At 57.5% G+C, this 12,664-nt stretch carries 7 protein-coding genes and 1 pseudogene; 1 reads left to right on the top strand and 7 read right to left on the bottom strand.

The window, feature by feature from the left end; all coding sequences use genetic code 11:
• Positions 1–5 precede the first annotated feature (5 nt).
• From RI03_RS16205 to RI03_RS16180, 7 genes are all read right to left on the bottom strand, one after another.
• A complete protein-coding gene (locus tag RI03_RS16205) occupies positions 6–1,256 on the bottom strand; it encodes a DUF4297 family anti-phage-associated protein (protein ID WP_010218628.1) in 1,251 nt (416 codons plus the stop codon).
• A gap of 435 nt (positions 1,257–1,691) precedes the next feature.
• Positions 1,692–4,427 (bottom strand): ATP-binding domain-containing protein, encoded by a 2,736-nt coding sequence (locus RI03_RS24755; RefSeq protein WP_138995692.1) that lies wholly within the window; start codon positions 4,425–4,427, stop codon positions 1,692–1,694.
• A 61-nt stretch (positions 4,428–4,488) separates the two neighbouring features.
• Positions 4,489–7,491: a restriction endonuclease gene (locus RI03_RS16195; RefSeq protein ID WP_010218626.1), complete on the bottom strand. Its 3,003-nt coding sequence runs from the start codon at positions 7,489–7,491 to the stop codon at positions 4,489–4,491.
• Between the two features lie 10 nt (positions 7,492–7,501).
• Positions 7,502–8,245, bottom strand: a complete 744-nt coding sequence (locus RI03_RS22305; RefSeq protein ID WP_081504236.1) for a DNA methyltransferase — start codon at positions 8,243–8,245, stop codon at positions 7,502–7,504.
• Positions 8,246–9,463 carry a site-specific DNA-methyltransferase gene (locus RI03_RS22300; RefSeq protein ID WP_238542416.1) on the bottom strand — a complete coding sequence of 406 codons (1,218 nt, stop codon included), beginning with the start codon at positions 9,461–9,463 and terminating at the stop codon, positions 8,246–8,248.
• Positions 9,464–9,508: 45 nt separating this feature from the next.
• The gene (locus tag RI03_RS16185; RefSeq protein WP_010218622.1) at positions 9,509–10,300 is read right to left on the bottom strand and encodes a DUF4391 domain-containing protein; all 792 of its coding nucleotides are present in this window, start codon (positions 10,298–10,300) and stop codon (positions 9,509–9,511) included.
• Positions 10,297–12,000, bottom strand: coding sequence for a C-terminal helicase domain-containing protein (locus RI03_RS16180; protein WP_170318386.1), 1,704 nt, complete (start codon positions 11,998–12,000; stop codon positions 10,297–10,299). Before RI03_RS16180 ends, RI03_RS16185 begins: the two co-directional genes overlap by 4 nt.
• Positions 12,001–12,013: 13 nt before the next feature.
• Here RI03_RS16180 and RI03_RS16175 point away from each other — a divergent pair.
• Positions 12,014–12,633 (top strand): annotated as a pseudogene (locus RI03_RS16175) (winged helix-turn-helix domain-containing protein); the annotation flags it as partial.
• Positions 12,634–12,664: the final 31 nt, after the last annotated feature.

Below are 12,664 nucleotides of genomic sequence, written 5' to 3'. Positions count from 1 at the left end.
TCTCCCTAAACTATTTTTCTGGCCATGGCCGCGCTTAGCACCGGCACTGAGATCTGCCGGAACTTCGGATCGATAGAGAACGGTTTCCCGGCGTGCAGCTGGATCACAAGCCGGCGTCGCACGGATGCGTCGAGAGCGGCGAGTAGCTGCGTACCGTCAGCGACGATGCGGGCCGCAATTGGCTCGAGCGTCGTCTGGGCTAGAAGTAGATGCTCAGTGGTAAAGGCCGCACCGTAGAAGGCATAACCGTCCGTGATCCGATACCTCTCCTCTATAAGTCGCGTCTTCAACTGAATAAGATCTTCGGGGCCGATGCCAGGAAAAAAGAAGAATGGTGCGTAGCGCTCTTTCGCGGGCCTGGATCTAGACGTGTGGCTGCTCCACGCGCCGATGATGTGGCGCACCAAGCTCGTCAACATATCCAGAGTTTCGGTATCGGGCAGGTCAATGATGAAAAAGCGATCATGGCTTTCGACGTTAAGACCGGCAAAATGCGCTTCTCGGATCATTTTGCAGTAGCTGGTTTCACTTTCCCTGCGGAGCGCCCAAGCCGAATAGACGGCGACGTTGGGCTTGATCTGATTAAGGAAATCGTTGCGCGTCGTTGTACGCGCGGCTTTCATCGATGCACTGGAGAGCGATGCCATCAACGAGAACGCCGACGGATAGCTGTAATACCTTGCCTCATCGTCCGCCAAATCGAGCGCGATCCGGAGCGCCTCAATGACCTGGGATCGGTGTGTGTCGAACGGTTCGCTGAGAACGACGGTGAACCGATTGCAGAAGTCGGTTAGATCTTGATTAGAAGCGCCCATTGAAGTCTGCAGGTTTGTCGTGCTCTTAGTTCGAATCTTTGTTTTAGGATCTGTGGCGTACTGTGAACGTACGAGCATGCGCTTCATATCGGAAAGCTTATATTGCGTTGCTACATCAGTTGAGTCCTTGAAATACCCGTAGAGAACGTATTTCTTTCTTAGGCGAACATTCGCGGGATATCGAAGGAACCCTGTGATCATCGGCACAATGGCGTCGCGCAAGGTAGAGTCTGTGAGCTTTTGCGCTTCGTAATATTTGACCTGTCCGTACGTCTGACTATCTTCTTCGAGAACGTCGAAGTCCTCTACACCTTCTACGGTGACCGTCTGAGATTTAGTCGCGCTAAGCACTGCGAGGATGCTTGCGTCGAATTGATACATGTACCCGCGGATCGTTGCTGTCGCTTCGCGCTGCGCTTCAAGAACGTCGGTTTCCGTCATGTCGCGGTTCCCGCACGCGAAAGCTGGTTTGCCAGATTATGTGGAAACGCGCGGTCGTGACAAGGCAGCAGGACACGGCATCTATCCCGCGTCATCGCCGGTAAGTCTTGGCCGATCGTCCGCTTCTTAGATACTACTGAGTCGCATAGTTCGTAGGCCACGATCAGATAGCTGACTCCGTTCGCGACGGGTGCCGCGTTGATCGTGTCGAAGCGGACTTCGGACAGCGCTGTTTGAACTTTGGAATCGAATCTTCCGAACCTCGTCCCTGACTGCCAGTCCCCTGTGCGAACGTCTTCCATTAGAGCCCCCCGGCGATAACGTATCCTGTGACTGGTCCGACCGCCCCATGTTTGACCTGAAAGAACACGTCCTTGGACCTGATTGAAGCCAATTTGAAATTCCGACAATTTGGGGAGCAAGCTTCGGTCGCACTCACCAATGGTCGAGCGTCGTTGCCGCGTCCAGGTCGGCGAGTCGCCCGGGCAGCGACGGCTCGCTGGTCGCTAATCCCAGAAAGGTGGCCGCACGCGTTGCACCGACATAGACATAGCGATCGAACATCTCTTGTTCGCGAGTGTACAGATCGTCGAGGCCCATGAAAAAGACCGCTTCGAACTCCAGCCCTTTAATGTGTTCAACCTCGAAGATGCGGACGTCGCCGGCCTGCCCCTTTACCAGCCCTTTTGGACAGGCGACTGCGCGGATGTTGAGGTCCTCCAGCCGTTTGCTCAGCGTTTCCGCGAGCGGATCGAGCATATCGGCGTCGCATGCCAGTACCGCGATGGTAGGCATGTCACCCTCAGTGAAGCGGTTGATCTCACCGATCCGCGCCGCAAGCCAGTCAGCCTGATCCTCGATTGTGGTGAGTGACAAGCCGATGACCGGATCCACACCAGCATTGTCGATATCGGCAGGTGGCTGATCGTCGAGTGCAAAACCGTGCAGTCTGCCGAGAGCGCGGGCAAAGGCCGCCAACTTTCGGCTCTGCCGGTAGGTGACCGAAATCCGCTCGATTTGCAGAGCGGGGCTTACCCATAACAGCGCGTCATCCGACTGGCTGCCCCACCGGGTCAGGCGCTGGTTGAAATCGCCCGACAGAAAAAAGGAGGCGGTCCGTGGATTAGCCAGCATGCGCATGCAGGCGAGCTGGATCGGTGAGAAATCCGTCGCCTCGTCGACGAGCACCTGATCGCGACGTAACCGCGCGATCTCGTTCAGCATGGGCGGCATACGATCGGCAAGCCTCTGATTGAGCAACCGGTCAGATTCGATTGCGCGGGCAGTGCGTAACATCGCAAGGATTATTAGATCGACCTCGGCCGGATGCACCTCCTGCGGCCGTGACTTCGTGTCGGCATACCATCGCGCCTGTTCGCGCATCGCGCTGCGGAACTGCCGATAGCGGCGCGGTATGCGACCTAGATAGTCGTTTGGGGCACGCGCGAGCCTGAGAGCCGCGCGCTGAACTAGCAAGGCCTCACCCGTGCGTTTTAAATCGGGCAGGCGCAGGCCCTGCGCTACAAGCCAGGCGAGTAACCGTCCTGCACGACTACCCGCGGCGGGGCTTCGAGCGCTGGCTTGCGCGATGGCACGGCTACGCATTGCACGGATGAAAGCGTCCTCGACCAGGCGGCGCCCGCGGAGCGGCTGACTACGATCGGCATCGTCGCCATCCTGATCACCGTCGCTGTCGGCGTCATCCTCGTCTTCCTCGGAAGAGTCGTTGTTAAGTATCCCAACAAACTCGGTCAGCGAGTTGAGAAAACCTGGGCGGTCGCGGCCAAAGGTGAGCAAAGGAGCGCGCAGCGCAACGCGGGTTTCGTCGCGCTGGGTCCCGGCGACCTCGCGCAGGCGCGTCCACAGGGCGGCGAGTTCGCCAAGCAATTGGAGTGGCCTGTCACCGCTGCGCACGATTGCCTCGCCAATTTGTCGCCCGAGCGCAACAAGGCGAGGGTCGTTCGCCCGCTGAAGCCGCTCGGCCTCCGTCGTCAGTGTGGTGACAAAACCCGCCTGCTGATGTGCGTCGAACGCCTCGAACCAGGCAATCTGTTCGGTCAGCGTCGCTTCCAGCAGCAAGCCGTCATCAGCGCGCAATTGTAGGCCACCCCCGGTGCCTGTGCGCAGTATGCCCAGGTTGCGCCGTCCGATCTCTCGGCGGTGATCATCCCATGTCCGGATGCGGTCGTCATGTACCGGTACGCCTTCCTTGCCGAACGCCTCCTTCACATACAGGCGCAGCAATTCCGTTGGCGTGAACATGATCCAGCTATCAGCATGCGATAGCCCTGCCGCGTCGGGATTCTCGACTAATGGCCGCTCGGTTTCAGGATCGAGATAGGCGAAATCCACCTTCTGGCGCAAACGCCGCACCAACGTGGTTGTCTTGCCGGTGCCCGGCGGACCCAGTACCGCAATTTCGCTGTCGAGTGGCAGACGAAAAATCCGGTCCTGAAAGGTGTCAAGGATTGGGGCAATTCGCAACTGCATTGCGGTCAGCGTGTCGCGTTTGATACCCTCGGACACGTTGTCATCGTCGATTGCTTCGCCATCGTTAAGCCAAGCTTCGACAGTGTCGATCCCTGCCTCATCCCAACCATCTTCACGCAGCAAGTCGCGGAGTGATCTAACGGTTAGCGGGGGCAAATTTTCGCGAAAATGCACCGCTGGCTGCGAATCCCATTCGCTCGCTAAATCGATGGGTCTGAAGGTAGTCTTCTCGATTACCTCAAACGCGCGTGCACCGCCGGGTAGAGCGATCTTCCGGTAATCGCCGATGCTGAGCGGCGCCAACTGTCCTTTGGGGCTCATATAACTGCACAAGCGGACCGTCTGTTGAGCGACCGTGCCGCTTGCGCTGATATATAGCGTTTCGCGCACGTCGTCTTCGTCGGCGATAACGAGCCGGGCAATGGCGGGCTCGCGCTGCAGCCGCTGACTATCGCCGATCCGCTGATCGTTGCGCTCGCGCATATCGCGCGCAATGGTTTCGGCAGTCGCTTCGTTGACCATGGCGAGGCTACCAAGATGGACGCCGCGTTGCCCCAGATCACTGCGCGCGGCAGTCGAGATTGCCCCAAATGCATCCAGCGCCTCGCGTGCGACCGATCGAATATCGTCTAGCCCGTCGATATTGTACTCACTAGTATTAGGCGACGCCATAGTGCTCATGCGGTCCTCTCCTGGGTATGGTCTGGGCCGGACTCTCAGCTTTGAGCAGCACCCTATACAATTACACTTGAACCAGAATCTCTGAAAGATTTGTAGCGGTAACAAACGGCACGTTTAGCGCCTTGAAGTGAGCTTTGCCGCAGGCAATCTGCGCTTTCTCAGCCTCGCGCAGGGTGTTCAGGTTACCCTTGCTCTCGCTTACCAGATAGACGTCCTCTCGATCATCATGCTGGCGAACGATCGCCCAGTCTGGATTGTAGGTTCCAAGCGGTGTGGTAATCTTGAACCCGGGCGGCAGTTTAGCAAAGATCTTGATCGCTCCGCTGATATCAAGCGCCTTCGCTAGTTCGGCCTCAATGTTTGAGTCAGTGAGGATGTGATCCAGCGGCGCGTGTTTGACCTCGACAAGCCGGTCGAGCGGCACATCTTCTTCGGCGGCGAACAGGCTCTGTGCCCACCATTCGTCCAAAGGCTTATAAACGATGCCGTCGGTCATCATCAGCCGCCTGCCCGCCTGAATGATTGCCGTCACTGCGTCGATGAAGGCAGAGGGGTTCACTGCGGCGTCCGGCAGCCGTCCGGACTGAATAAGGATGTCGGCCAATACCTTCCGGGGCAGTTTGGTGCGGTTCTGCAGTTCGCCTAAAAGATCCGGCACCTCTAGGCGAGTGCCGGTTAGCCGCTGCGGAATTGAGGTGCTGACCTTCTCAGGCGTCACACCCTCGCGGCCGATCAACATTTCGGCCAGTTCGAAGGTTACGCGGGCCTCGCCTGGACGTGGCATATCTCGTAACGCCTGCGCGCACCGCGCGACCAGCGCCGCGTCATCGAAGTCGAGCCGGTAAGTTGTCTTGCGGCTGATGCGATCCCACAGCGCCTTGAAGTCGTGCCCCTCCAAAACCGCAAGGTTCAGTTTCACTTGCCCTTTCGCTCGAGCATCGCTGACTGGCACCTTCCGCGCCAGGCGGTGGAGCATGTCACGGACCAGCTTGGCTGCTGGTGCCGGTAGATTGGTGGGCAGTGACACCGTGTTTTGGGCGAGGGCCGTGCGCAGCTCCGGTTTAGCCCTGCCCTTTTCGTCAATCAGCCCCGCCTTGGCGAGGCCTTCGAAGATGTCCCGGCTTTCCCTAACTGAAACGACGGCCGTGCCCCCGTCTGGCAGGACGTAGGTCAATCCGGCGAAGAGGTCAGCGGTGACGATCCCCAGCTTGATGTCGAGCGCTTGCTCCATCTCGGTCTGCAAGCCCTCGGCGAATGCCTTGTAGCCCTCCTGCGCGATGACGGTAAGGACATTGAGCCCTTCGTCGCGCCGGCGTTGCCCGCTCTGATCAACGCACAGGCGTAGCCCGCGGCCGATCGACTGGCGCCGCCGGGTCTCGCTCGCCATCTCACGCAGCGAGCAGATCTGAAAGACGTTGGGGTTGTCCCACCCCTCGCGCAGCGCCGAGTGCGAGAACAGGAACCGCAACGGCTCGGCCTCGTCGAGCAGACGCTCCTTGTCCTTCATAATGAGGTCGAAAGTACGTTCGGCTTCGTCACGGCTCCTCTGATTCGAGAACTCACCCGTCGCGTTCAGTGTCGGTTCGGTGAACCGCCCTCGTTTGTCCTGTGAGAAGTACCCGTCATGTGAACGGGATGCATCGGCTGGCACCTTGGCAAATAGCGATTGGAAGCGTGGCTGAGCCGCCAGCTTGGCGTATTCGTCTTCGAAAATTACCGCGAGCGGGCCTCGTTGGGCGTGGCCGACCTCATCATACCGGCGGTAATCGGCGACGGCGTCGATAAAAAAGAGGCTGAGTGTCTTGATCCCTAGTGGCCGGTTTCGCAGCTCCTTACGAAAGTGATGCTCAATCGTCTGCCGCACCATTGCGCGTGAGAGCGACCCGGCATCGACATCGCCCCAGGTACCTCCGGCTTCCAGTATCTTCACGCCGTCGCCCGGTACGACCAGCTGCATAGAGCCGGCGCCACGCATCTTTTCGATGATACCGATCCGATAGCCATTGTAGACCGTGCGTCCGCCAGAAACTTGCTCCTCGGCCAGTTCACTACCGTCATAAACCCACATCGACTGGCGGGAAACGCCACCCTTCATCTGCTTGGCAATCTCGATCCGGGCCCGCGGCAGTTGGCCCTTTTTGATCTCGATCTCCAGAAGCTTTACATACGGGCTGTTGTTTGCATCTTGAACTTGAGCTCCATCGACCTCGATCGATTTGACCAGTCCACGATCATGCGCGTCAAAGGCGTCGAGGCGATACACCGGGTGGAACTTCGCCACATGCGTTGCCGAGTAGCGGATCGTCGCAAGTGGTTGCATAGCCCGCATGATCGTGCGCCCGGCGCCAGTGGGATTGGCATCGACTGATTGCGGCTCGTCGACGATGATTATCGGCCGAGTGTTCTTTACCCAATCTACGCCGGGAATGTCGCGGGTCTGCTCGCGCGCCTGCTGAAACACTGCAGCCTTGCTGCCTAGCGACTGCACAGTAGCGATCATCACTCGAATCGATGGAGAAGAAGCGAAATCGATTATCTGTGACAGGTCGGAGCTATCATAAACAAAGCTCTCGAATGGCACGCCGTCATAGATTTGGCGGAAATGCTCGCCGGTCTGCTCTATTGTCTTTTTAACACCCTCGCGGATCGCAACAGAGGGAACGACAATGACGAATTTGGTGAAGCCATAGCGTCGGTTCAGTTCGAAAATAGTGCGCAGATATACGTAGGTTTTACCAGTGCCGGTCTCCATCTCAACGGTGAAATCCATACCGTAATCACCGCCAGCATCCTTCTTGCCCTTGGCCGCGACGTTCAGCTCCGGCGAGGCGGGCAGTGCGTGGCGGTTCTGCACGTTGTGTAAGTTGTCCAGCACCGCTTCCTCCAGCAGGTCGGAGCGGTTGGCATAGCCAAGCAGTTTTTCGTTATATTCCAGCTCACCCGCAATTTGGCGCGGCGCGATGGTGAAGAGAGATTGACGCTCTTCCTGGCCGACGAACAAATCGACGACCGCATCGATTGCCCCGATCTGGTGGGGTAGCTCAGCTTCAAAGACAAATTTCATGGGTCGCCGATCAAATGCTGGCGATTTTGGCGATGCGATCGCCAAGGCGCTGGCGCAGAATTGCCGCGAGGTTTGCCTTAGTCGCGGCCCGATTACCGTTGGTACCCAACCCAGTATCCTTGAAATAGACTGTGGTCTGCACTGGATCGAGCTCGCTCACCCAATCAGCTATGCCCTGACTCACCGCTTCGGCGCTGTCGGCACCGACATTGCCCAAGCATACTATTAACGTACCGCCACCCAGTGCATAAACGGTCTGCCCGGCGACGCCCCGCTTTTCCTCAGGTAAAGTTAGGTCGATGCCCGTCTTGAGTAGCAACTTGACAAGGAGATCGTCCTCGGTGCGACCCGGCAGCACATTGTCGACGGCGTCAAGGATGCTCGCCTCTAGATCCTCTGCGTCTGGTTGCCATGGTTTCAGGTTTGACGTAGCAAGTTTGTAGACTCGAAAGCCCACATCAATTGTCTTGTCTAAGTTTTCGTCCTTGACCTGCGCACCGGCACACTGAAGTCGCTTTACCGTAATGTCCGCTATGCTACCCCGCTCAACGGGCTCCGGAAGTTGCACTAGGACAAATCGTCGGGTTTTACCGTCGCGTGCATTAGCCCGGAATGTAGCATGTCCGGTAGTTCCCGAACCAGCAAAGAAATCGAGAATTGCATCTCCGGAGTTTTGACTGAATACCCGTATAAGATGCTCAATTAGTAGAACTGGCTTTGGATATGAAAAGTCTATATTCCATTTCTTTAGCATTTAGCTGTTTTGTTTTGTAGTTCCGACATTCCGTATTACGGATAAAACGTGCCCCTGGCCCGCTCCGCGCGACTTATAAGTATATATCGCACCACTTTCCGTCAGGGCAAAGCGCCTCGCATTGCCTTCCGCATCAACAATATCTTCGAACCCGTTTCTGATAAATAGGTCAAGTAGGTTGCGGCTACTCCATCCACTCTCGACAGTGGCAGGCGCAGTCACAACACCATCTTTAACCCGTATAGTTTCGTGAATATGAGGCCACATGTCTTTTCGTGGTTTTATGATCCCGTCAGAGAAAGTTGCGGGAAAGCCTATAGGTAATACCACAATGGAAGCAGGGTTTGCCGGCCCATTTTTCGTTATGGTATTTTCTATTGCATCATTAAATAATTTACTAGTTTCCTCGACATTTGGATCAATGATATTTGGCCGGGCAATCATAGCAATCTTTTTAGCATAACAAACGATGTATTCGTGTACACCTTTAATCTTGCTTTGCTGATCGACGTTGCCTTCATTGTTCCACACAAACTGGGATATTATATTTTCAGAACCAAACAACTCATCACATACTAGTCTGAGGTTAGGTGACTCGATGTCATTTATTGAAATGGCTATGATACCGTCATCGGCCATTATCTCTTTGGCGAGCATCAATCGGGGATAAATCATATTAAGCCAGTCGGTGTGAAGGCGACCGCGCTCCTCACGGTCACTAATAAGCGCTTCTCCATCGCCCCCAGTTTGACCAGTGAGAGCTAAGTATTGGGCTATTGGATTTCTGTAGTTATCTGGGTAAATGAAGTCACCTGCCGTATTATACGGCGGGTCGATGTAGATGAGCTTAACCTTGTTAGCGTAAGAACGCCGAAGGAGCTTGAGGGCCTCAAGATTGTCGCCTTGAACAACGATGTTCTGCGTCGTTTCCCAATCGACGCTGTCATTGGGTGCAGGCCGCAGCGTGCCGAGGCTCGGCGTTAGCGCGAAAGCGCGAGCACGGCGCTTACCCTTCCAGTTGAGGCCGTAGCGCTCTTGACCATCCTCTATTTCGTCTCCGAGCAACTCCCGCAAAGTGTCTAGGTCAATCTTACCGTCGGTCACGATGTCGGGAAAAATTGCCTTCAACCGGGCGACATTGCCCGCGACAAGATCGCCACTCCCCGCAGCCTCATTATCACGGGTGATCTGCAGAATGGGATCGCTGGCGTCAGTCACATTTATCTCCGTGCCCGCCATCGGCGTGCATCTCTTTAAAAAACACTATGGACAAGCGATTGCGGCGTTGGCCAACTCGCCCACAATGGCCTGCAGCCTATCCTTAAGCGTGCGCGCCTGATTGCCAAGTACGACCTGTTCGGCCAGCCGATTTTCCCGCCTTGCAGCTGAGCGGATGGCGAGCCATTCGGTTTCAGCCTGTTCGTAACGGACTAGCGCGTCGCGCCTTTCCGTCACCAACATTGGATTGCTGAGAAGCTTGAATGGCTCGTTAGTGATGCGCGAGACTGCGAGCGCTTCGGTCCGTTCGATCAGCGCACCATAGAGAGCCGCAAGCGTGGTTTGAGGCAACGTGAGTAGCGCAAGGCTGCTTAAAAAAGCAGACGTAGCAGTATCGGTCTTTGCCGTGAGATCCGGCGCAACGATGAGCCTCTCAATGACCATTTGGTCTGTAATACGCTCGGCTCGGCGTAGCGGCGCGACGCTCAGGCGGGTGCCGGCATTCCCCGGTAACGCCGTAATAAGAATGATTGGCACTGGAATGGCACGGTGGATCAGCGTCAGCAGCCGCTGAGTAGGTTCGATCCGAGCGGTCATCGCCAGCAATTGAATAGCCGGGACAGGCCGCTCGCCATCGGTTCCTGCTGCGACCCCCACGGTGCTTGGCGACAGCGTCGCCCACCAGTCTAGCCGCTCGATCGCGTTATCGATCATTTTGCGATCAGCCGCATTGCCCGCGCCGTGCTGTGCCAACACGTCCTTCGGAAGACGCCGCACCGGCGCCCCCGTCAACGGCAACGTTAGCGCGGCCCGGACATCGGCAGGCGTGATCGTCATACGGGTGGAAGGATTGCCAGCCAGCAAACGACTTCCCAATCGTCCAGCCCGCTCTCGCCTCCCGCCCCCTCAATCCCACCGGAAGTGAATAGGCTCTCGACCGCGCGCTCCTCGGCTTTTCCAGTGACTCCACGGATAGCAGCGGCAAGCAATGCCTGCCACGTTTCCATCGCGTCACCACCTTTGGTTTCCGCATCGAAGCAGAGCCAGGCTTCGGCCTGTCGGTCCGCCGGTGTTGCAGCAGCGAGGCGTAGTAGGTCCAACATGCGCTTGGGTTGGCTATGCGGCAGGATGATGTGCCCCTTTCCACCGACGTAGATCAGGGCATGCGGGAACAGCGGATCCCCCTTCGCGATCGACCGCTCAGCCGACGGCGTAGCTGCACGAAGAACGAACAGTGCGCCGGGTGGGAAATCGTCGCTAGCAAAAATGGGCGAATAGGTGCCGAGCAGCTGCTTGCTGAGAACTTCGCGTTGGTCGGGTGACAGGCGGGCCAAATCCAGCCGCAGGTCATTGAGTGTTAAATCGGTGATGGACACACCCGAGGACAGATCTTCCAGATCGACTACCCGCGATTGCAGGGTCTCGAGCTGCTGGCGCCGATACTCCAAATCGTTCATCTGATCGCCGGCTTGCGCCTCGATCAGGTTCTCCTCGCCCGTTGCTGAAACGTCGAGAAGCATCATTTTGCCCGACACGCTACGCTCAAGGCCAATGTAGGTATCCAGGTCCATATTAGGCCAGAAGTTAACCAGCTTAATGACAGCGTTGGGCGACCCAAGCCGATCGATGCGGCCGAAACGTTGTACGATGCGGACTGGGTTCCAGTGAATGTCGTAGTTCACAACACAGTCGCAATCCTGCAGGTTTTGACCTTCAGAGATGCAGTCCGTGGCTATGATCAGGTCGATTTCCTCCTCGTCGGATAAGGCCTCAGGGCGGGACCTAGCGCGAGGCGCAAAAGCGGTCAGGATAGAGCCGAGGTCGGAGGTGATCTTTGGATGAGTTGTCTTGTTGCGGCCCGATCCCGTTACTAGCGCCATATAACGTGGGTAGTCGGCACGTAGCTCTTCATAGAGGTAGGCGGCGGTATCAGCGAAGGCGGTGAAGACCAGTAGCTTCGAATTGCCGGGGTTGAATGGCTCGGCAAGCTTGGCGGCAGTTAGCTCCTTCAAGTCGGCGAGCTTGGCGTCACGTTCCGCCGTGACGCTTTCCGCTTGTGCGTGGAGGCGCGCAAGCCGATCTCGATCTTCCGCTAGATCCTGACGCCAGCGGACGAGGTCTGCATCGCTCAGCAGAACGCGTACACTTCGTCCAACTCCGAGCTGGTCGAAGGCAGGATCGTCGTCATCCAAGTCGTCGATTGAGGGCGCGGTTACGCTGTCGTCATGGGCATCGATGCGAGCAATCAGCGCTTCAACCACCTCAAGCTGTCGGCCGATCGTTAGTGCGAAGGCATGGACCGAACTTTCCATGCGTTTAAGCAAATTGACCCGCAGCAGCGCAGTCAGGCTTTCCTCACGATCGAGCTGGCGGAATACACTAGCGCCCCCCCCAGCCCCGGCGACATCCTGATTGTAGCGGCGCTCATAAGCCGGACGGCGATCCTCCAGAACATAGCGGAGTGGCGCAAACGCAGGGAGCTTTATACCAAGTCCCTCGGAGCCTGACTCAGCGCCGGGGATTCCCAAGTCGGTCATGATCTGATTCAACATCGCAAACGGTGGGAGGTTGGCGGTGGCATCAGCGGTTGGGCTAAGGGACGATTTCGACGGGTCTGGTCTTCGAAGGTTGGCGCGTTTGAGCGGTGACGCCAATCAGGTCCGGCGGCTGCTGGCGCTGGCGGTGATTTACGATGGTGGTGCGCGGCACGCGGCGGCACAGGTCGGCGGCGTTGGTTTGCAGACGGTTCGAGACTGGGTGCTGCGCTTCAATACCAGCGGGCCCGACGGCTTGCTCGACGGCAAAGCCCCCGGTCCCCGTCCAGTGCTTGGCCCAGAGCATAAGCGGGCGCTTGCCGAGATCATCGAACAGGGCCCGGTCCCGGCGTCGCATGGCGTGGTGCGCTGGCGGATCGTCGATTTGATCCAGTGGCTGTTCGACGAATATGGTGTGTCGGTCAGCAAGCAGACGCTGAGCCGCGACCTGCGCGCCATGGGCTACAGGAAGCTGACGGCACGACCGAGGCATCATGCGCAGGCGGCTGACGCCATCGACGTTTTTAAAAAGGCTTCCCCGCCCAAGTGGCAGCGATCCGGGCAGCGCTCCCTGGCGGTACACCTATAGAACTGTGGTGGCAGGATGAGGCGCGGGTCGGCCAGAAGAACGGCATCACTGAGACTGCCAAGGCACACAGGGGATAGG

The organism is Sphingomonas sp. PAMC 26621, from assembly GCF_000251145.1.
Classification (GTDB): Bacteria; Pseudomonadota; Alphaproteobacteria; order Sphingomonadales; family Sphingomonadaceae; genus Sphingomonas.
This window is presented reverse-complemented; position numbering and strand designations above follow the sequence as displayed.